Below are 21,418 nucleotides of genomic sequence, written 5' to 3'. Positions count from 1 at the left end.
AATTGTCCTGTTTTACTGCGGATTCTTCATCTTGCGAGCACAAACGGAGCGTGTCAATCTCTGCGCACCGGGCGTTCGCGGCAAGCAGGACAGGGCCGCTGCAACGCACCAAGGTAGAAAAAAGCCCATTTCCCAAAGTGTGGCGGCACGTACCAGGCGGCGATGCCAGCATGACGGCGTGGAAAACATCGCAAGGCGCGTGTCGATGACAAGAGGAGACATCCATGAATCGATGCAAGCGGTGGCTTGGACGCCTGGCATGCGTGGCATTGTTCGCCGCGACCCACGCACAGGCCGATGACGGTATTTCCTTCTGGGTGCGCGCGTCGGACGCGGCGTTCGTCACACCGCTCGTCGCGACATGGAATCAAAGTCATCCGACCAAGGTCAATCTGACCGTCATTCCGAATGACGACTTCGTCACCAAGTTCGGCACGGCGTCGGCTGGAGGCGCCGCGCCCGATGTGATCGCCATCGACCTGATTTTCGTGCCCGAGTTTGCACGCGCGGGTCAACTGACCGACATCACCGACCAGGCTAAAAAGCTGCCCTTCTACCAGAGCCTCAGTCCGTCGCATCTGCGGCTCGGGAATTACCATGGCAAACAGTACGCGCTGCCTTTCAGCGCGGAAAGTTCGATGCTGCTGTATAACAAAAGCCTCTTCAAGCGCGCGGGCCTGAATCCCGATCAGCCGCCGAAGACGTGGGCCGAACTGGAAGCCGACGCCAAAAAGATCACCGCGCTCGGCAACGGCATCAAGGGTTTCTATTTCTCCGGCGCGTGCGGCGGCTGCAACATCTTTACGATGACGCCCTATGTGTGGGCGTCTGGCGGCGACCTGCTCTCGGCGGACGGCAAGACCGCGACGCTGACCAACCCCGCGCTCGAAGGCACGCTCGCCATGTATCGCCGCATGTGGGAAGCGGGCGATATTCCGGCGAGTGCGAAAACCGACAGCGGCGCGAACTTCATCAACGCGTTCCTCACCGGCAAGATCGGCATGGTCGGGTCCGGCGCATTTTCAATCGGAATCCTGAAGAAAACACATCCTGAGATCGACTTCGGGCTCGCCTATCTGCCCGGACAGAATGGCGGCTGGGCGAGCTTCGCCGGCGGCGACTCGATCGCGGTCCCGGTGGGCTCGCAGCACAAGCAGGACGCGCTCGAATTCATCAAGTGGAGCCTTGGCGAGCAGGTGCAGGTCGATCAATTTGCGAAGAACGGCAGTATTCCCGTGCGTGTCGACCTCGCCGACAACGCTTATAGCAAGCTCGACAGCCGCTATCTGCTGGCCGCCACGGCGATGAGCAAAGGCCGCACGCCGTACAGCACGAAGTTCAATCAGCTGATCAACGATCCCAATGGCCCCTGGCTCGCCATGATTCAGGAGGCGGTCTTCGGCAAGGGCGTCAATGCGGCCGTCACGACTGCGCAGGCACGGTTCACCGAGATCCTGAACGCGCAGTAACGCCCAACCACGCCCAACAGGAGGCGCGACGACGATGGACGTTCTGAACGAAGCCCCGCCCGGCGGCAGCCGTTTCGCGCCGCGCGCCAATGCTCGCAAGCAACGTGGAGGCACCGGCCGGCGCGGCGCGGGGTACTGGTTCGTGCTGCCCTGCCTCGCCTTCACGGTGGTGTTTTTCCTGCTGCCGCTGGCGATGACGATCGGCATGTCGTTCTATCGCTGGCCGCTGATGGGCGTCCCTTCGTTTGCGGGACTGCGCAACTATCTGGAGCTGCTGCACGACGCATCGTTCTGGGGCGCGCTGTGGTTTACGACCGAGTACACGCTGCTCGTGACGCCCGCGATCTTCGTGGTGGCGTTCCTGCTGGCGTTGCTCGTGAATCAGGCAAGCCGCTTCGCCGGCATCTTCAGGACTGCGTTCTTTCTGCCAGTCGTTATCGGCATGACAACGGCGAGCCTGCTCTGGGTGTGGCTGTTCAACGATCAAGTCGGCATCTTCAGTGCGATCCTCATGCAACTGGGTATCGTGACCGAGCCGGTCCAGTGGCTCGGCGATACCCACTCCGCGCTTGCCTCGCTGATCATCATGGTGGTGTGGAAGGCCTGCGGCTTCACCATGGTGATCCTGCTGGTCGGCATGCAGGCCATTCCGCGCGACCTGTACGAGGCCGCGCGCATCGACGGCGCGCGGTGGTGGGCGCAACAGCGCTACATCACGCTGCCGATGATGCGGCGCACCTTCGCGCTCGCGCTGATCATGGCGGTCATCGGTTCCTATCTCGCGTTCGAGCAGTTCTACGTGATGACGCGAGGCGGCCCGATGAACAGCACGATCACCGTGGTCCACTGGATCTATCGCGCGTCGTTCACGTATTTCAAGCTCGGCTACGGCGCGGCCATGTCGGTGGTGCTGCTGATCGTGTTGCTCGCGCTCAGCGTGATCCAGATGATTCTTCTGCGAGACGACGATGAGTAACAAGCTACGTTCCGCCGAGACCGGCTTCGTTCCCATGCCGCCGAATCCGATGACATCCAGCGTGCCCGCCATGAAGGACTATGCGGGCCACGCACACCGGCTGAAGGCGCGGCTTTCGGTAGCGCTTTACTACATGATTTGCGGTGTGCTGACGCTGCCCTTTCTGTTCCCGATCGCCTGGTCCGCGCTGACTTCGTTCTATTCGCCCGCCGATGCGAGCGCGTCGCCGCCACGCTGGATTCCATCGCGTCTGTCGTTCGAGAACTACCAGAACCTCGCGGCCTACGGTGAAGGGATCTGGCGTTATCTCGGCAACAGCGCCTCTGTGGCGCTGATGACGGTGGCCATGACGCTCGTGCTCTCGACGCTCGGCGGCTACGGGTTCTCGCGATTCCGCTTCCGCGGGCGCAACGTCATCTTCGTCGTGATCCTCGCGACGCTGATGATTCCGTTCCAGTCGATCCTCAACCCGCTCTTCGTGTTGCTGCGCTGGTTGCATCTACAAGGCACGCTGTTCGGGCTCGCGCTCGTCTACACAACGTTCCAGTTGCCGTTTGCCGTGTTCATGATGCGCAACTCGTTCGACTCGGTTCCGCTCGAAATCGAAGACGCTTCGCTCATCGACGGATGCAGTTCGCTTCAGTCGCTGCGCATGATCATGTTGCCGCTCGTGCTGCCGGGGCTCGTGACGGCAGGGCTGTTCGCTTTCTTCGGTTCCTGGAACGAACTGCTGGCCGCGCTGATCCTGCTCGGCGACGCGAGGCACTACACCCTTCCGGTCATGCTCCTGAACGCGCAAAGCGGACAGCTCGGGGCAATCGACTGGGGACTCATGCAGGCCGGCATCACGATTTCGATCCTGCCGTGCGCGCTTCTCTTCCTGCTGCTGCAGCGCTTTTATATCAACGGTCTGATTGCTGGCGCGGTCAAGGCATAACCTTTCCCATACATCATGAACGACACCCGAACCCTGCGACAGCCCGTAGTCGTCGATTCCGCCTCCACGCGCTACGCGCGCATCAAACCGGTTGCCGTCACCGCGGTCGACCTGCTCGGCGACTTCTGGGGGCGGCGGTTTGCAACCAACATCGAAAAGACGTTGCCGAGCCAGTGGGACCTCCTTGAAAGCACCGGACGGCTAAACAATTTCCGCCGCGTGTCCGGCGACTACGAGGGTCCGTTCGAAGGTATCTTCTTCAACGACTCCGACCTCTACAAGTGGCTCGAAGCCGCGTCGTGGGTGGTGGCGCGCGGACCGAACGCGCTGCTTGAAAAGCGCATCGACGAAGGCATCGCGCTGATCGAACGCGCGCAGGACGACGACGGCTATATCGACAGCTATTTCAGCCTGGAGCGCAAGTCGGAACGCTGGAGCAACCTGCGCGACCTGCACGAGATGTATTGCGCGGGCCATCTGATTCAGGCGGCGGTGGCGCACCACCGGGCAACCGGAAAGCGCCGCTTGCTGAACGTGGCGATCCGTTTCGCCAATCTGCTGTGCGATCGCTTCGGCCCCGAGACGGACGGCAAGATCGAGGCCATCGACGGGCATGAAGAAATCGAAATGGCGCTCATCGAACTCGCGCGCGAGACAGGGAACGACCAGTACCTCGCGCTGGCGCGTTTCTTCATCAAGGCGCGCGGTCACGGCCTGCTCGCGGGCGGCCGGTTCGGCGACGCGTATTTCCAGGACGACGTGCCGTTCGAGCAAATGGAAGCCCTGGCCGGGCACGCGGTGCGCGCGCTGTACATGTCGTGCGGCGTCACCGATCTCCACCTCGAGACCGGCGAAGCCGGCCTGCTGCCGCGGCTCGAAACGCTGTGGGACCGGCTGGTCGCGCAGCGCATGTATATCACCGGCGGTGTTGGCGCGCGGCACGACGGCGAGTCGATCGGCGCGGACTTCGAGTTGCCGAACGCCCAGGCCTATACCGAGACCTGCGCGGCGATCGGCAGCATGATGTGGTGCCACCGCATGCTGGCCGCAACGGGCGACGCACGCTATGCCGACCTGTTCGAGTGGACGCTGTACAACGGCATGCTGCCGGGCTGGTCGCTCGATGGCGACGCGTATTACTACGTGAATCCGCTGGAGAACGACGGCGGGCATCGCCGGCAACCCTGGTACTACTGTGCGTGCTGTCCGCCAAACGTCGCGCGCACGATTGCGTCGCTGCCCGGCTACGTCTATGGGACCGATGCCGACTCGATCTACGTGCACCTGTATATGGAGAGCGACGCGCGGATCGACTTCAACGGGCGCACGGTGGAACTGCGTCAGCGCACGCGGTATCCGTGGGACGGCGCCATCGAAATCGCCGTCGATACGCAAGGTGAATTCTCGCTGAAGTTGCGCGTGCCGGCGTGGGTCGACGGCGCGGCCGGTTTCGTAACGGCTCGCGACGGCGCAGCAGTCCCCACGCCGCGGAATCCGTCGATCGGGCTAAGCGTCAACGGCCAGACGATCGACGCCATCGCGAACGAGCACGGCTACATCGCGATCCAGCGCCTGTGGCAACCCGGCGACGTGATCCGCCTGACGCTGCCCATGGCCCTGCGTGCGTGGCAAAGTCACCCGAAGGTGCCCGACAATCGCGGCCGCATTGCGTTGAGTCGCGGGCCGCTGCTGTACTGCGTCGAACGCGCCGACATGCCGGGAGTCGATCTCGACGAGCTATACGTCGACCCGCAATCGCTCGAAGCGCAATGGCGGGAAGCGCAACTCGGGGGCGTGGTCGTGCTCAAGGGTCCCGCAGACAAACGCGCAATCGAACCGCGCTGGACGGGCGCGCTTTACCGGCCGCTGACCCAGGCCGCCGATACCACGCAGCGCGACGATGCCACCCTGATCGCGATTCCTTATTTCGCGTGGCACAACCGCGAAAGCGGACCGATGAAGGTCTGGTTGAACTATCGAGGGGAATGAGGCGACATGGGACGCGTACAACTGCACAACGTCAGGAAGCAATACGATCACCACGAAGTCATCGGCAACCTGAGTCTCGACATCGCGGACGGCGAGTTCGTCGTGTTCGTGGGCCCGAGCGGCTGCGGTAAATCGACCTTGATGCGGATGATCGCCGGTCTCGAGGATATCAGCGGCGGCGAGCTGACCATCGACGGCGCCCTCATGAACGACGTGCCGCCCGCGAAGCGCGGTATCGCGATGGTGTTCCAGTCGTACGCGCTGTATCCGCACATGACGCTTTACGACAACATGGCGTTCGGCCTGAAAATCTCCGGCGCGAAGAAGCCGGAAATCGACTCGGCCGTGCGCCATGCGGCGAAGATCCTGCACATCGACCATCTGCTCGATCGCAAGCCGAAGCAGCTGTCCGGCGGCCAGCGCCAGCGCGTCGCGATCGGCCGCGCGATCACGCGCAAGCCGAAGGTGTTCCTGTTCGACGAACCGCTTTCGAATCTCGACGCCGCGCTGCGCGTGAAGATGCGCCTCGAATTCGCTCGTCTGCACGACGAACTAAAGACCACGATGATCTACGTGACGCACGACCAGGTCGAGGCGATGACGCTGGCCGACAAGATCGTCGTGCTGTCGGCGGGCAACCTGGAGCAGGTCGGCAGTCCGACGACGCTGTATCACGCGCCGGCGAACCGCTTCGTTGCCGGCTTCATTGGCTCGCCGAAGATGAATTTTCTGGAAGGCACCGTGCAGGCTCTCTCGGACAGCGGCGTCACCGTGCGTTACGAGACGGGCGAGACCCAGCGCGTGTCGGTCGAGGCGGGCGCGGCGAAGCCGGGCGACAAGGTGACGGTCGGCATTCGTGCCGAGCACCTGCATGCGAGCACCACCGAGGACGGTGTCGAGGCGCGCACGATGACGGTCGAGTCGCTTGGCGATGCCGCGTATCTGTATGCGGAGTCGAGCGTTGCGCCGGACGGCCTGATCGCGCGGATTCCACCGCTCGACCGGCACGCGAAGGGCAATGCGCAAAAGCTCGGCGCGAAGCCGGGGCATTGCCATCTGTTCGACGGCGAAGGGCGGGCATTTGAGCGCAGGACTGAGGCGGCGCTAACGGCGTGACGATGGGATGGCGACTCGCGGGTTCAAACCAGCGAGCGCGGAACCGCGCGCGCCTTGCTTGTGCCGCCGCCCGGTTCAGTCGTATCCGCCGCGCGTTCAGCTATTCGCCTGCTGCGCGGCACCCTGCTCCGCCCCGCTGCGGTTGCGCAGGAAACGTTGAGGCGTTTCCCCCATCGCGCGCCGGAACATCGTGATGAAGGCGCTGGCGTTGCGATAGCCGAGTTCGGTCGCGATAGTCGAAACCGCCATGCCCTTCGCAAGCCGCGAGATCGATTCCACGAGCCGCAAGCGCTGGCGCCATTGGCCGAAGGTAAGGCCGGTTTCGTCCTTGAACGCGCGCTCCAGCGTGCTTTCACTCGCGCCCACGCGCACGCCCCAGTCGTTGAGCGGCGTGTTGTCAGCGGGCGCGTCCATCAACTGGCCGCAAATCTGTTGCAGGCGGCGATCCTTCGGCAGCGGCAGCAGCCCTTCCGACGCCAGTTGCGCCTCGCGCATCTCCTGAAGCAGCAGCGGATCGATCAAGCCGGAACGGCGCTCGGGATGGCCGTTGTGCTGATCGAGCACGAGCGCACCCACCAGCGCGTGCAGCAGCGTCGAAATCATCAGCACGTGGCAGCGCGGTTCTTCGCGTGGCGCGACGTCGACTTCGAAATAGACCGTGTGCATCTCCACCGGGCTCACCGCCTGCAGCTCGTGCGCCACGAGCGGCGCGATCCACAAGCCGCGGTACGGCCCGAGCGTCCAGGCGCCGTCGGGCGTGATGACGCGCAACACGCCGCGCGTCGTGTAGACGAACTGCGGTTGCGTGTGCGAGTGCCAGCTCTCGCTGTCGCCGGCCTCGAAATCGTACCGTTTGGCGATGACGGGGCGCTTGAGGATTCGCCGCTGCGTGCCGGTGATGCGTTGCCAGATATCGGTCATTTGTGAGTCTTGGGTGGAAATGCGGCAAAACCGTCAAATTTCGATGGTTTTGCGTAGCGAATTGACAGGACGTCGGCGCAGCTCCGACCGTATTCTATCCTCCGGCTGACAATTTACGAATAACAATAGTAATGATTCGCATTCGTAAACGGAAAATCTTAAATTTTGAACAGGACGTGTGGGATGAATCGGGGATGGATCGCAGAGTCGTCGAACAACGGGGCAAACGAGGCGGGCAAGGCGAGGCGGATCAAGGTGCGCACGATCACGGCGGTCGTGGCCCTCGCGATTGCGAAGATCGCCAGTGCGCAAACGGCGGCGGCGCCCGTGGCGGCATCGGACGCCGCGGCACAGCCGGGCCAGCAACTACCGGCCGTGGTCGTGCAGGGCACGCGTAACAGCGAGACGGCCACCGGCCCCGTGGTGGGCTATGTCGCGAAGCGCAGCGAGGCCGGCACCAAGACCGACACGCCGATCATCAAGGTGCCGCAGGCCATTTCGGTCGTCACGCGCGACCAGATGGACGTGCAGGGCGCGCAAAGCGTGGCGCAGGCGCTGCGCTACACCTCGGGCATCAACCCCGAGCAGCGCGGCACGAATACCGATTCGCTCGAATACCTCTACGCACGCGGCTTCCTCGTGGACGAATTCTGGAACGGACTGCGCACGCCGGGCCCGAACGGCGGCTTCGGCTTCAACGTCACGAGCTTCGATCCGTACATGTTCGAGCGCATCGAACTGCTGCACGGTCCGGCTTCGGTGTTGTACGGCCAGGGCTCGCCCGGCGGCACGATCAATCTCGTGAGCAAAATGCCGACCGACACGCCGTATCACGAAGTCGGCCTCGAAACGGGCAGCTATGGCCGCGTGCAGGGTTTCTTCGATTTCAGCGGCCCGGTCGACAAGGACGGCACCGTGCTCTACCGCCTGACCGCCGACGGCTTCAACACGGGCACGCAGACCGACTACGTGAACCAGCAGCGCTTCTCGATTGCGCCGACCATCCAGTTCCGCCCGACGAAGGACACGACATTTACCGTCTTCGCGAACTATCAGGCGGACCCGGAAGCGGGCATCTACAACTCGGTGCCGTACACGTGGCAAAGCCGCAGCCTCAATCCGGGCGAGCCGACGTGGGACAGCTTCCGCAAGACCCAGGCGTCGATCGGCTATCAACTGGAGCACCGCATCGACGACGTGTGGTCGTTCAAGCAGAGCTATCGCTTCCTGCGCAACACGCAGACGATCCAGTACGTGGGCAACGACGGCTTCAAGGCCGGCACCGATACGCTCGCGCGCACGGCGTATCTGAACTACGGCAGCGTCAATTCGCACACGGTCGATAATCAGCTGAACGCGAAGTTCAATACGGGGCCGGTCAAGCAGAACGTCACGGTCGGCCTCGATTATCAGAACATGCAGTTCGACCATTACTTCTATGGCAATCTGACTTCCACGCCGGGTCTGCAGGAAAGCAATCCGATCTACGGTCAGACGATTCCCTACCCGAACTTCATGTTCGCGACGTCGAACGCCACGTCGATCAAACAGCTCGGCGCGTATGCACAGGATCAGCTGGACATCGGCAAGTGGTCGTTCCTGCTCGGCATCCGCGAGGACTGGGCCAACGAAGATGTGACCTCGTACAAGACGGGCGCGACGACCACGCAGTTCAACCGCGCCTTCACGTGGCGCGCGGGTGGCGTGTATCAGTTCGACAGCGGCGTGGCGCCGTACTTCAGCTATTCGCGCTCGTTCCAGCCGCAGGTCGGCACCACGTACAGCGGCGAGGCGTTCGCGCCGCTCACGGCCGAGCAGTACGAAGTGGGCGTGAAGCTGCAGCCGAAGGGCTATAACAGCTTCGTCACGGTGTCGGCGTTCCATATCACCCAGAACAACGTGCAGACGAGCGACCCGCTGCATAGCGGCGCCAGCGTGCTGACGGGCCAGGTGCGCTCGCAGGGCTTCGAAGTGGAAGGCCACGCGAGCCTGTCGAACAATCTGCAACTGATTGCCAGCTACACCTATACGAACCTGCTCAACACGAAAAGCAACACGGCGCTCGACAAGGTGCCGGTGGGCATTCCGCGCAACACAGCTTCGCTGTGGGCCGACTACACGGTCTCCGCCGGCCCGCTCGCGGGCGTGCTGTTCGGCGGCGGCGTGCGCTATATCGGCGGCTCGTATGGCGATACGGCGAACTCGTTCATGACCTCGTCGGCGACGCTCGTGGACCTCTCGCTGCGCTACGACATCGGCCGCCGCTTCTCGAGCCTGCAGGGCTGGACCACGTGGCTGAACGTATCGAACCTGCTCGACCGCAAGTATTTCGCCTCGTGTACGGGCGCGAACTACTGCTACTGGGGGCAGGGGCGTCTGCTCACGGCGGGCGCGAAGTACCAGTGGTAATGCAGCCCTTCCTTCTTTCCGATCCGACGCAATGAAACGCAGGACCTTGCTCGCCGCGCTGTGGGGCGGCGTTTGTCTGAACGCTGTGAGCCGCGGCGCGCGCGCGCGGGCCGCTGTGCCGCGCCGCGTGATCGTGCTCGACTGGGGCCTGGCCGAGCTGACGCTCGCGCTCGGCGTGGTGCCTGTGGGCATGGCGAACACGCCGGGTTTCCGGCGCACTTTCACGGCATGTCCGCTGCCTGATTCCGTGGTCGATCTGGGTTTGATGTTTCAGCCCAACATGGAACTGATGCTCGCGCTCAAGCCCGATCTCATTGTCATCACGCCCGCGCATGCGTCGATGCGCGGCGCGCTCGAACGCCTCGCGCCTACCGTCACGCTCGGCCAGTTCCGCGCGAGCCCGACGCCGTATTCGGGCGCGTGCGAGGAGACGCTGCGCCTCGCGCATCTCTTCGGCCGCGAGGCGCAAGGCGAAGCCGCCGTGGCGCAATCACGGCACGCGATTGCACAGGCGCGCGCGCGGCTCGATGCGCTGCCCGAATATGCGAGCGCAGGCGGCGCGCCCATCTACATGGCTCGCTTTGTCGATGAATCGCGTCTGCGCGTGTTCGGCACGCATAGCCTGTTCGGCGAGTTGCTCGCGCAACTGGGCTTGCGCAACGCGTGGGGCGGCGCGGCGGCTGCGGCCATGATCGGCTTCGATGCGCTCGACGCCGATTCGCGCGCGACGCTCGTGTACGTGAAGCCGCTGCCCGCCATGACCGCGACGATGATGCAAACGAGCCGCGTCTGGCAGGCCATGCCGTTCGTGCGTACGGGCCGTATTTCCGGCATGGCCGAGGTGCCGCCCGAGGGGGGCATTCTGAGCGCGGCGTACTTCGCGCATGCGCTCGTCGATGCGCTTGCTGCCTTGCCTTCTGCGCGATCTGCCGCTCACGCACCGGAGGCAACATGAGAGGCGCTGTGACTACGCCCTTCGTGCCGCTGCGCCGCACGCCGCTATGGCCCGTTTGCGCGCTGTTCGCGCTCGCGGCGCTACTGTTCGCGCTGCGCCTTGAAGCCCGGCTCTCGCCCGCGCTCTGGTGGCAAGCGCTCGTTGCACCCGAGAGCACCGACGTCACGCAACTGCTGGCGCACTACAGCGATTTTCCGCGCGTCGCCGTCACACTGCTATGCGGCGCCGCGCTCGGCCTCGCGGGCGTCGCGACGCAGCAGGTCTTGCGCAACCCGCTTGCCGAACCGATGACGCTCGGTGTCTTCTCGGGCGCGTGGCTCGCGCTCGCGCTGGCCACCGTCTACGCGCCTTCCCTGCTGGCGGGTGGCCGCGATGCGGTCGCGCTCGCGGGCGCGGCGGCGGCACTCGCCGCCGTATTCGCGGTGGCAGCGCAGCGCGGCATGTCGCCGCTTGCACTGATACTCGCCGGCATGATCGTGAATCTTTGCGGCGGCGCCTTCTGTCTGGCGCTGGCGATCTCGCATTACGATCTGCTGAGCGGCCTGCTGGTGTGGGGCGGCGGCTCGTTCGCGCAGCACGACTGGCGCGTGGCGCTTGCGCTCGCGGCGCGCTTCGCACCGTGCGCGCTGCTCCTGCTGCTGTTGTTGCGGCCGATGGCCGTGTTCGATCTCGGCGACACAGTGGCGTCGAGCCTCGGCGTCTCGCTGCGCGCCACACGCGGCATCACGCTCGGGCTCACGCTGTTGATCGCCGCTTTCGTGGTGAGCGCCGTGGGCGTGATCGGCTTCGTCGGGCTTGCGGCGCCCGCCGTCGCGCGGCTCTCGGGCGCGCGCCGCCTGCGCGAGCGTGTAGTGTGGTCGCCGCTGATCGGCGCGGCGCTGCTATGGCTCGCCGATCAACTCGCGCAACTCTACGCGGCACGCTTCGGCATGGCGATCCCTACCGGCGCGATCACCACGCTGATCGGCGCACCGCTGTTGCTGGCGATGCTGCGCCGCCTGCGCGGCCGCCCGGATCTCGCGCAAACGCTCGCACAGCCTCGCGCCCCGCTCTCGCCGCGCGGCCTGCGCCGCGTCGCGTTCGCGAGCGCGCTGGCGTTGACGTGCGCGGCCGTGCTCTCGCTCACGCTCGGACGCGGTCTCGCGGGCTGGCATCTGAGCCATGCACACGAAGCTGCGGCGCTGCTGTTTCTGCGCTTGCCGCATGTCGCGGCGGCGGCCGGCGTGGGCGTGCTGCTCGCGCTCTCGGGCGGCATCGTGCAGCGCATGACCGGCAATCCGATGGCGAGTCCCGACTTGCTCGGCATTTCGGCGGGCGGTGCGCTCGGCTTGACGGGTGCGCTCTTTCTCACCGCGCATCCGGGGCTGCCGACCTTCCTCCTGTGGTGCGCGGCCGGTTCGATGCTCACGCTGTGCGCGCTCATGCTGATCTCGCGCGCCTCGTCGTTTGCGCCCGACACGCTGATTCTCGCGGGCATGACGCTGAGCGCGGCGTTCCAGGCCGTCTCCGTGATCGCCATTTCGAGCGGCGATCCGCGTGTGATCATCCTCTACAACCTGCTGGCGGGCTCGACTTACAACGTCGGGCCGTGGATGGCCGCGCTGGTGGCCGCGTGCGCGCTGCTCGCGCTCGCGGCCGTGCCGCTGTGCCGCCGCTGGCTGGCAATCCTGCCGCTCGGCGATGCGGTTTCGGTGGGGCTCGGCGTACGTATTGCCGGAGCGCGTTTCGGCCTCCTGATGCTGAGCGCGTTATTGAGTGCCGTCGCGACGCTCGTGATCGGACCGCTCTCATTCATCGGCCTGATGGCGCCACACATGGCGCGCACACTCGGCATTCGCCGCCCCATCCCTTTGCTGTACCTCGGCGCCATGTTCGGCGCGACGCTGATGATCGCTTCGGACTGGCTCGGCCGCTGGGTGTTGTTCCCGCAGGAAATGCCGGCTGGCGTGATGGCCACGCTGCTCGGCGGACTCTATCTGATCCTCACAATGTTCCGGCACCCGGCGCAAGACCGGTCCGGTTCCTGACGCACCGTCTCAGGGAATTTCATGTCTTTGCTCTTGAAGCTTGCGCGCCATTCACGCTCGACCTTGTTCGTTGCGCTCGCCACCAGTCTCATCAGCGGCTTTGGCAATGCGGGCCTCGTCGCGCTCATCAACCAGGCGCTGTCGGCCTCCGTGGCGCAACTCGCGCACCTCGGCTGGCAGTTCGTCGTGCTCGGCGTGGTCGTGCTCGCCACGCGCACGCTGTCGCAAACGCTCTTCATGAGCCTCGGTCAGCGCGCCAAGGCAAGCCTGCGCATGCAGACGATCCGGCGCCTCGGCGACGCCTCGTTTCGCCATCTCGAGCAACAGGGCGCGGCGCGCGCGCTCGCCGTCCTCACGCAGGATCTCGACGCGATCGTGATGCTATTCGTGCGCATGCCCGCGCTCGCCATGCAAAGCGCGGTCATCGCCGGCTGTCTCGTCTATCTGAGCGTGCTGTCGTGGCAGATTCTGCTGGTGGCGATCGTGACGATCGGCATCGGTGCGGCGGGCTTTCGCATCGCCAACGGCCGCGCGCTCTTTCACCTGCGTGCGTCGCGCCAGCGCGAGGACGAGCTGGTGCGCCACTTCCGCGCGCTGTTCGACGGCGCCAAGGAACTCAAGCTGCATCGTCCGCGCCGCGCCGCTTTCATCGACGACACGCTTTTCACCAACGTCGAGGCCGTGCGCGTGCAGCGCACGCGCGGCTACGTGCTCTACGCGGCGGCGGCGAGCTGGGGCAGCTTCATCCTGTTTGCCTTCATCGGCATCACGCTGTTCGTGGTCGCGCGGATTTTCCCCGTGAATACGCACGTGATGTCGGGTTATGCGATGGTGTTCCTCTACATGATCATGCCGATAGAGTCGCTGCTCTCGGCGATTCCGAACATCGGCACCGCGCGTGTGGCGCTGGAGCGTATCGAGGCGGTGAACGCCGAACTGCCACTCGAAACCGGACTCGATGCGCCGGTGAAGGGCACCTTCGAAAGCATCGTGCTCGAAGGCGTCACACACCGCTACTTCCGCGAAAAAGAGAATGATGTGTTCACGCTCGGGCCGGTCAACCTCGCGTTCAAACCGGGCGAACTGGTCTATCTGATCGGTGGCAACGGCAGCGGCAAGACCACGCTCGCGAAGATGATCGTGGGGCTCTACGTGCCCGAGAGCGGACGCATCGTGCTCAACGGCGCGAGCGTGAGCGACGCCGACCGCGACAGTTATCGACAGCTGTTTTCGGTGGTGTTCAGCGACTTTTTCCTGTTCGACAGCCTGCTTGGCATCCGTGTTGACGGGCTCGATCAGACGGCGCAAGACCTGCTCGTGCATCTGCAACTCGATCACAAGGTCAGCATCGTGGACGGCGCGTTCTCCACGCTCGACCTTTCGCAAGGGCAGCGCAAGCGCCTCGCGCTGCTGGTGGCGTATCTGGAGGACCGGCCGTTCTATCTGTTCGACGAATGGGCCGCCGATCAGGATCCGCTCTTCAAGGACGTGTTTTATCGCAAGCTGTTGCCCGAATTGAGGGCGAGGGGAAAAACCGTGCTGGTCATCACGCACGACGACCGATATTTCCATCTCGCCGATCGCTATATCAAGCTCGACTATGGTCAGCTGGTGGAAACCGGCGCGGGGGCGGATTTGCGCACGCGTTATACGGCTGCCGGCAAAGACACGGACGGAAGGCTCGCCGCACATTGATTAGTCATGCAAGCCAACAATCGCAGTCGAATATTGCCAATGAATTTTCCGACGCCTTTGCCGACGAGTTCGCCCATGAAGCTTTCGCACGACACGGCGCTGTGCGACGCGCAGGCGCTTTTCACCCTGGAAAACGTCTCGTTCGACGCGGGGGGCCGCACGCTGCTCAAGCCCTTGTCGCTTACGCTCGCGAAGCACCGCATGTATGGTCTGATCGGCCACAACGGCTCGGGCAAATCGACGCTCGTCAAACTGCTCGCGCGTCAGCAGCAGCCCGTCGCGGGCACGCTCACGTTTGCGGGCCAGCCGCTCGCGCAGTGGGAAAGCCGTGCGTTCGCGCGCAAGGTCGCTTATCTGCCGCAGCAACTGCCCGCCGCGGACGGCATGACTGTTCGCGAACTGGTCTCGCTCGGACGGTACCCGTGGCACGGCGCGCTCGGCCGCTTTTCGCGCACCGATGCACAGAAAGTGCTCGAAGCGATGGAGCAGACCGACGTGGTGCGATTCGCCGATCGCGCCGTGGACAGCCTTTCGGGCGGCGAGCGCCAGCGCGCGTGGCTTGCCATGCTGATCGCGCAGGACAGCGATTGCCTGCTGCTCGACGAACCGATCTCCGCGCTCGACATCGCGCACCAGATCGAGGTGCTGGCGCTGGTGCGGCGGCTGAGCGAGGAGCGCGGCATTGGCGTCGTCGTGGTGCTGCACGACATCAACATGGCGGGCCGCTTCTGTGACGAACTCATCGCACTCAAGGGCGGCAGCCTGCTCACCCATGGCCCGTCCGCCGAGTTGATGCGAGCCGATATGCTGAGCGCGATCTACAACATTCCGATGGGCACCGTTGCGCATCCGGACGGCGGCATGCCGATCAGCTTCGCGCGTTGATGAAGCAATGGGCGGCCGATGTCGGCCGGCGCCTCCGCGTGCGCGACACCCGGCGGCGAGGCCCCTCCCCGCAAAAAAAACGCCGGGCTAAAAAGCCCGGCGCGGAGTTCGCAGGAGAGGCAAGAGGGCCGGCGCTCCCACGACGTGTAGGGCACCTATTGTCGTTGCGATTGGCCCGGCGCGCCGTGATCAAAGTCAAAAACCGTGGCGCCCGCCACGCGGCGTCAGCCGTCGCGGAAGATAAAGCTATACGCGCTCAAAGCCGGCACGCCGCCCAGATGCGCATACAGCACCTTCGACCCCGGCTCGAATTCGCCGCGGCGCACCTTGTCGATCATGCCGTGCATCGACTTGCCCTCGTACACGGGATCGGTGAGCACGCCCTCCAGCCGCGCGCACAAGCGGATCGCCTCCAGCGTCCCTTCGTTCGGCAAACCGTATTCCGGGCCGGCGTAGCGCGTGTCGAGAATCACGTCTTTTGCGCCGATATCGCGGTTGAGATCGACGAGCCCGGCCGTATGACGCGCAATGCGCGTGATTTGCGCATGGGTCTTCTCCGGCGTGGCCGAAGCGTCGATGCCGATCACGCGATCCGCGCGGCCGTCCACGGCGAAGCCGACCACCATGCCCGCCTGCGTGCTGCCCGTCACCGAACACACGACGACGTAATCGAACTTGAAGCCCAGTTGCGCCTCCTGCGCCCGCACTTCCTCCGCAAAGCCCACGAAACCGAGTCCGCCGAGCGGATGCTCCGAGCAGCCCGCCGGAATCGCATACGGCTTGCCGCCCGCCGAGCGCACGCTCTCGAGCGCTTCCTCCCAGCTCGGCCGAATGCCGATGTCGAAGCCGTCCGGCACGAGCCGCACGTCCGCGCCCATCATGCGCGACATCTGGATATTGCCCACCCGGTCGTAGACGGCGTCGGAATAGTTGACCCAGTTCTCCTGGACCAGCACACACTTCATGCCGAGATGCGCGGCGACGGCTGCAACCTGGCGCGTCTGGTTCGACTGGATGCCGCCAATCGAGACCAGTGTGTCGCAACCTTGCGCGAGCGCGTCGGGAATCAGGTATTCGAGTTTGCGCGTCTTGTTGCCGCCGAAGGCGAGCCCGCTATTGCAGTCCTCGCGCTTCGCGTAGAGCTCCACCTTGCCGCCGAGATGCTGGCTCAAGCGTTTGAGCGGCTGGATGGGAGTGGGTCCGAACGTCAGTGGATAGCGGGGGAAGCGCTGGAGGTTCATCGAATATCTCCGGAAGGGTCGGCTCATGCACAACGGGGTCAACGCTCGGAACAGGCCATCGCGTGGGCCATCCGATGAAGAAATGTTAGGCGTCTTGCCGCGAAATGAGCTTGCTAAAAAAATATCGACGACCTACGTTTAAAGCAATCTCCCCGACTTTCGGACACTTTTCGTTTGCAAGACAATTGAAGGACGCAATGAAATTAACCAGACAATCCTCCGCTACGCCCAATGGCCCGCCAGCTCTCGATCGCGTCGATCGCGCGATCCTCAGGCATCTGCAGGAGGACGCATCGATTTCGAACGTCAGCCTCGCGGCCAGGGTGAAGCTCAGTGCGCCCGCGTGCCTGCGGCGTGTGGAACGGCTCAAGGAGTTGGGGCTGATTCGCGGGATCGTCGCGTTGCTCGATCCGAAGGCGCTCGGCGCGGGCATGCTCGTCGTGATCGGCTTCGTGCTCGACCGCTCGACGCCCGAAGCGTTCGCCGCATTCGAGAAAGCGGCGCAGAAGGTTTCAGGCTGTGTGGAATGCCACGTCGTGACCGGCGAATTCGACTACTTCATGCTGGTGCGCACGCGCGATAACGAAAGCTTCAACCAGTTGCATGCGGAGCAGTTGTTGTACTTGCCGGGCGTGCGGCAGGTCCGCAGCTTCATGGTGCTCAAGGAGATTCTTTCGACGCATGCGTTGCCGCTATGACGGCAGGCGCGCGAATGCGATCCTTTGCGAAGGATGCCTGAATTTCAGTGCAACGCGGGGGAGGTGAATCGGGACGATGAAGCCGTGTGCCCGAAACGCGACTCGAATGTCACTGAAGGCCACGCGTTCTGTTGGTGGAGGTAAGCGGGATCGAACCGCTGACCTCTTGCATGCCATGCAAGCGCTCTCCCAGCTGAGCTATACCCCCATGCAGAACGGCTTCCGCGCCAGTGGGATGACGCAGATTCGAGCGCTGTCCGCTAACGGACCGGCTCGAAGAGCGGCGATTATATACGCCGCCCGTGCAACCTCGCAAGCACTCCGAGGAACACAATGCGAGGCGCTGCGCATTTTCCTAAACCGGCTCGCGGTCAACTACATTGGAATCCTGATCATTTCCGCACCAAAGCAAAAAGCCGGCTTGTCAGCCGGCTCTCTCGCCTTATTCGCAGCGCAAGCGCGCGAATGCAATTTCTGGTGCCGACGGCGAGACTCGAACTCGCACAGCTTTCGCCACTACCCCCTCAAGATAGCGTGTCTACCAATTTCACCACGTCGGCATTCCAATACAACGCGGGACTTTAGATCCCTTTCCTTCTCGCCTCGTGGGCTCGAAGGGTCGCCATTGTATCGACTCGTCGCGCATTTTTGAAGACCCCGCGCGAAGAATTTTTAAAGCGCTGCGCCAACGCTTAAAACTCCAGCGTGGAAGTCAATTCCAGCGTGCGTCCGAGCCCCACGCCCAGCTGATTTGACCCCGCCGCACTCCAGTAGCGCCGGTTGGCCGCATTCTCCAGATTCGCCTGCAGCGAAACGCGTTTGCCGTACACGCGCGTCGCGTAGCGCACGCCCGCAGTCAGGAGCGTATAGCCGCCAATCTGGGCCTGATTCGCGTTGTTCACCTGGCGCGGCCCCACATAATAGATGCCGCCGTTCACCGAAAGACCCGCAAGCACCGGCACGCGATATTCAGCGAACAGGCTCGCGGTGACGTGCGGCGTATTCTCCGGCGTCTTGCCAACGAGCGTCGGGTCGGAAGAATCGATCTGCTTCGCGTCGAGATAAACGGCCGATGCGGTGAGCGAGACATCCTTCGTCACATCCCCCTGCACCGAAAACTCCACGCCGCGATAGCGCGCGTTGCCATCCATCACATAGACGTTGTCGGCGTTCGTTTCCGCGCTGGCCTGCTTGAGGTTGAAAAGCGCAAGCGACACGAGCGTGTTGCCGGCCAGACGCGTACGCACGCCCACTTCCTCCTGCCGGCTCACCGCCGCGGGCAGGATCTGGTTCGCGTTGACAGCCGTGGCCGGCGCGCTGCCCGCCGATTCGAGCGCCTCGACGTAGCTCGCGTAGACGCTCGTCTGCGGCGTGATGCGATAGGTAATGCTGCCAGAGGGCGACGTGTGGTTGATGTCGGAGTTGGGTGTGCCGGCCTGCGAGGTCATGTACTCGGAGCGGCGCACGCCGGCCACGACCTGCAAACGCGGTGTGATGTCGATCTGGTCGAACAGATAGACGCCGCTGTTGCGCACGTGCTGCGCGTAAAACTGCCGCGCGCTGCCGCTTTGCTTGAGCGTCGTGATGTCGATGGGATCGTAGAGGTTCTGCGCCGCCGTGTACGTGTACGTCGTGAAGTCCGGCTGAAACAGCCAGTTCTGCACGACGCCGGTGGTGACCGTATGCGTGAATGGCCCCGTCCTGAAATCACCGGTGAGTTCGAGGCGCACGTTCTTGTTCTCGTACATCTGCCCGTACTGCTGACTGCCTTGCAACGTGCCCGCGCCGGTCGCGACGTTGTACTTCTGAAACACCCAGGCCCAGCGGTCGCGCCGCGTGATCGACTGGCCAAGCGAGAGCATCGCGCTCCAGTGGCCGTTGAATGCATAGTCGGCGCGCACGAGCTGCGATGTCGCGCTCGCCTTGGTCGGCCGGTCGTTCGGCACGAGCAGCCTCGAGGGGTCGGGCATGGCGGGCAGCGTGATCTTGCCGTTCACGGCGGCAAGCGGCGCGATGCCTGCCTGCTCGACAATGCTCGTTTCGATGTGCTCGAGGTCATATTGCAGCTTGAGCTTGTCGTTCACGCGCCAGTCGAGCGCGGCGCTCACGAACTTGCGGTAGCCGCGATCGCCGTCAATCGGCGTTTCGACGTGCTCGTCCATTGCGTTCACGCGTATGCCGAACTGGTCGCTCGGGCCGAAGCGGCGCGCAATGTCGGCGGCGGCGCCGATCGAGCCGTTCGAGTCGCCGAGCACCGAAATGCTCGTGACAGGGTCGCTGCCCGCGCGCTTCATCACCATGTTGACGATGCCCGCCGGCGCGCCAAAGCCGTAGTACAGCGCGGACGCCCCCTTGAGCACTTCCACGCGCTCCTTGTTCTCCATCGGCATCCAGATGTTGTTGTCGATGGGCAGCAGGCCGTCGAGATAGAAGCTCGAACGGTTGTCGAGCGGGATGCCCCGCACCGAGAGGTTGTCGTACGCGAGTCCGTTGAGCTGCTGGCGCGTCACGCCTGCGACGTTACGCAACGCGTCGTAGAGGCCGGTGTCGCCCTGGGCGTCCATGACCGAGCGCGTGACGACGTTCACGGTGGCCGGCACATCGAGCGCGTCCATGCCGCGGTATTGCCCCGTCTCGACGGTTTGCGGCGCGTAGCCCTGGGTCTTGCCGCTCGTGATCTTGACGGGCGCGAGCTGGGTAGCGGTGTCGGTCGCCGCGGTCGGGTTTGCCGTTGCGCTTGCCGTGTCTGCGTCAGCGTCGGCTGCGTGCGCGAAGCCTGCCATGCCCGCCGCGAGCGTGGAGTGAATGATCGCGTGTGCGCAAACCCTGCGCCATTGTTTCGTGCGCGATGCGCGCTGCCCCGAAGCCATGCTTTCCCTTCTTCTTTGCGTTCAACCGGCGCTTTACGGGGCACGCTGCCATCCGGCCCCGATCAGCGAAAGAGTCGAGATGATAATGGGAATTATTCTTATTTCAAGAGATAGACTTATTGTCTGTCGGGGAAATGCAACGACGATGTAATTGCGGCGTAAGAGCGGAACGGCTACCGCATGTAACGGCGTCAGCAATCAATGGCCTACATATGGGCGAGCGCCTCCAGGTCCTCGTCCACTAGCGCCGTGGGAAATGCGTTCGCAGGTACGCCCTTCGTGCAACTGAACATCCGCCGTTGCGCCAGTTGGTGGGGATCTTCACGGCATGCGGTGGGCACGAAGTCCAACGTCGAACACAGCAAGCTTGCCATCCGTTGGAAAGACGTCTGGCATTGCCGCCAAACGGCTCTTCCAGGCCCATGCGCCTGGAGAGTGATGAAAATCAATGTTGGCGCGCACCTGACAATTGTTGACAAGAATCGAAAGGAAGCCCTGTTGCTTCCGCTTCCCCGTTCACGCTAGCGTCATTTTGGGTACTCCGCACCCGTCTAACAGGAACGCGACCTTGCCATGATAATCAGCCCGCCTTTTCTGCCGCAGTTGGATCCTTCGAAGCTCGACCCTGCAAAACCGGACCCTATGATGGATGCCGTTGACGAGTTTGAGCTCTTTCACGGTATCTATCCGATCGCGTTTGACCGGCGCCGGCACTGCGGCATTCATCTCGCGCCCGAGATGCACGGCGCGGTCTATGCGATCGCCGACGGCGAAGTCGTGGCCTACCGGGTCTGCCAGCACGCGGTAGCGCCTGACGACAGCAATGTGGGCTTTATCCTGCTCAGACACATGGTCGAGACGGGCGATAAGCGCACACTCACGTTCTACTCGCTCTACATGCACTTGCTGCCGCTAGCTGAGTACCACACATTCGGATACGACGCGAAGGGGCTACCCGATTTCCTGCACATGCCGACTGGAGATGCGCCGAAGGGCAAGGTTACGCCAGCGGTAAAGGGTGATGGGCAAAAGGTACGGCGCAAAGACATATTGGGCTATCTGGGACGCTACGAAGGGCGAACCCATTTGCACTTCGAAATATTTATGTTGCCGGACGATTTCAATGCTTACTTCGGCCACACGCAGCTTGGCAATCCCATGCCCGACACGCCGACGGGTAGGGATTGCTGGGGGCATATCCTTCTATGATTGTAAATAGGTTGAGTCTGG

The 21,418-nt window shown here is 63.7% G+C and carries 15 protein-coding genes and 2 tRNA genes; 12 read left to right on the top strand and 5 right to left on the bottom strand.

All coding sequences use genetic code 11. The annotated features are described in order from the left end of the window. Positions 1 to 224 precede the first annotated feature (224 nt). Genes FAZ97_RS25275 through FAZ97_RS25255 form a run of 5 tightly spaced genes read left to right on the top strand, consistent with a single transcriptional unit; the run spans position 225 to position 6,487 of the window. Complete coding sequence (locus FAZ97_RS25275) at positions 225 to 1,469, top strand: ABC transporter substrate-binding protein (protein WP_158761248.1); 1,245 nt, start codon at positions 225 to 227, stop codon at positions 1,467 to 1,469. A 34-nt stretch (positions 1,470 to 1,503) separates the two neighbouring features. Continuing rightward, positions 1,504 to 2,445 (top strand): carbohydrate ABC transporter permease, encoded by a 942-nt coding sequence (locus FAZ97_RS25270; protein WP_158761247.1) that lies wholly within the window; start codon positions 1,504 to 1,506, stop codon positions 2,443 to 2,445. After that, positions 2,438 to 3,382, top strand: a complete 945-nt coding sequence (locus FAZ97_RS25265; RefSeq protein ID WP_199272189.1) for a carbohydrate ABC transporter permease — start codon at positions 2,438 to 2,440, stop codon at positions 3,380 to 3,382. Before FAZ97_RS25270 ends, FAZ97_RS25265 begins: the two co-directional genes overlap by 8 nt. A gap of 15 nt (positions 3,383 to 3,397) precedes the next feature. Then, positions 3,398 to 5,371, top strand: a complete 1,974-nt coding sequence (locus tag FAZ97_RS25260; protein WP_158761246.1) for a glycoside hydrolase family 127 protein — start codon at positions 3,398 to 3,400, stop codon at positions 5,369 to 5,371. A gap of 6 nt (positions 5,372 to 5,377) precedes the next feature. Beyond that, on the top strand, positions 5,378 to 6,487 hold the full coding sequence (locus tag FAZ97_RS25255) for an ABC transporter ATP-binding protein (RefSeq protein WP_158761245.1): 1,110 nt from the start codon (positions 5,378 to 5,380) through the stop codon (positions 6,485 to 6,487). A 96-nt stretch (positions 6,488 to 6,583) separates the two neighbouring features. On the opposite strand, the gene FAZ97_RS25250 is transcribed toward FAZ97_RS25255, so the two are convergent. Beyond that, positions 6,584 to 7,408, bottom strand: a complete 825-nt coding sequence (locus tag FAZ97_RS25250) for an AraC family transcriptional regulator (RefSeq protein WP_158761244.1) — start codon at positions 7,406 to 7,408, stop codon at positions 6,584 to 6,586. 183 nt (positions 7,409 to 7,591) lie between these two features. Between FAZ97_RS25250 and FAZ97_RS25245 the strand changes: the two genes are divergently transcribed. From FAZ97_RS25245 to FAZ97_RS25225, 5 genes are all read left to right on the top strand, one after another. Continuing rightward, positions 7,592 to 9,817 (top strand): TonB-dependent siderophore receptor, encoded by a 2,226-nt coding sequence (locus FAZ97_RS25245; RefSeq protein WP_158761243.1) that lies wholly within the window; start codon positions 7,592 to 7,594, stop codon positions 9,815 to 9,817. A 31-nt stretch (positions 9,818 to 9,848) separates the two neighbouring features. Beyond that, entirely contained in the window at positions 9,849 to 10,772 is a 924-nt protein-coding gene (locus tag FAZ97_RS25240) for an ABC transporter substrate-binding protein (RefSeq protein ID WP_158761242.1), read from the top strand. Further along, positions 10,769 to 12,799, top strand: a complete 2,031-nt coding sequence (gene fhuB / locus FAZ97_RS25235) for a Fe(3+)-hydroxamate ABC transporter permease FhuB (RefSeq protein ID WP_158761241.1) — start codon at positions 10,769 to 10,771, stop codon at positions 12,797 to 12,799. Before FAZ97_RS25240 ends, fhuB begins: the two co-directional genes overlap by 4 nt. Positions 12,800 to 12,820: 21 nt before the next feature. Then, positions 12,821 to 14,494, top strand: a complete 1,674-nt coding sequence (locus FAZ97_RS25230; RefSeq protein WP_158761240.1) for a cyclic peptide export ABC transporter — start codon at positions 12,821 to 12,823, stop codon at positions 14,492 to 14,494. A gap of 75 nt (positions 14,495 to 14,569) precedes the next feature. Continuing rightward, positions 14,570 to 15,379, top strand: a complete 810-nt coding sequence (locus tag FAZ97_RS25225) for an ATP-binding cassette domain-containing protein (RefSeq protein WP_158761239.1) — start codon at positions 14,570 to 14,572, stop codon at positions 15,377 to 15,379. A gap of 224 nt (positions 15,380 to 15,603) precedes the next feature. On the opposite strand, the gene FAZ97_RS25220 is transcribed toward FAZ97_RS25225, so the two are convergent. Next, positions 15,604 to 16,620, bottom strand: coding sequence for a 1-aminocyclopropane-1-carboxylate deaminase (locus FAZ97_RS25220; RefSeq protein WP_158761238.1), 1,017 nt, complete (start codon positions 16,618 to 16,620; stop codon positions 15,604 to 15,606). A gap of 197 nt (positions 16,621 to 16,817) precedes the next feature. Between FAZ97_RS25220 and FAZ97_RS25215 the strand changes: the two genes are divergently transcribed. After that, on the top strand, positions 16,818 to 17,318 hold the full coding sequence (locus tag FAZ97_RS25215) for an Lrp/AsnC family transcriptional regulator (protein ID WP_158761237.1): 501 nt from the start codon (positions 16,818 to 16,820) through the stop codon (positions 17,316 to 17,318). Positions 17,319 to 17,450: 132 nt separating this feature from the next. Here FAZ97_RS25215 and FAZ97_RS25210 read toward each other — a convergent pair. From FAZ97_RS25210 to FAZ97_RS25200, 3 genes are all read right to left on the bottom strand, one after another. Beyond that, positions 17,451 to 17,526 (bottom strand) — tRNA-Ala (locus FAZ97_RS25210). A gap of 267 nt (positions 17,527 to 17,793) precedes the next feature. Beyond that, positions 17,794 to 17,878 (bottom strand) — tRNA-Leu (locus FAZ97_RS25205). A 132-nt stretch (positions 17,879 to 18,010) separates the two neighbouring features. Next, the gene (locus tag FAZ97_RS25200) at positions 18,011 to 20,188 is read right to left on the bottom strand and encodes a TonB-dependent siderophore receptor (protein ID WP_158761236.1); all 2,178 of its coding nucleotides are present in this window, start codon (positions 20,186 to 20,188) and stop codon (positions 18,011 to 18,013) included. Positions 20,189 to 20,761: 573 nt separating this feature from the next. On the opposite strand from FAZ97_RS25200, the gene FAZ97_RS25195 reads away from it, so the two are divergent. Then, a complete protein-coding gene (locus FAZ97_RS25195; RefSeq protein ID WP_158761235.1) occupies positions 20,762 to 21,397 on the top strand; it encodes a M23 family metallopeptidase in 636 nt (211 codons plus the stop codon). Positions 21,398 to 21,418 lie beyond the last annotated feature (21 nt).

This window comes from Paraburkholderia acidiphila, assembly GCF_009789655.1.
GTDB lineage: Bacteria > Pseudomonadota > Gammaproteobacteria > Burkholderiales > Burkholderiaceae > Paraburkholderia > Paraburkholderia acidiphila.
Note: the sequence above shows the minus strand (reverse complement) of the source record. Positions and strands in the feature narration are given on the sequence as shown.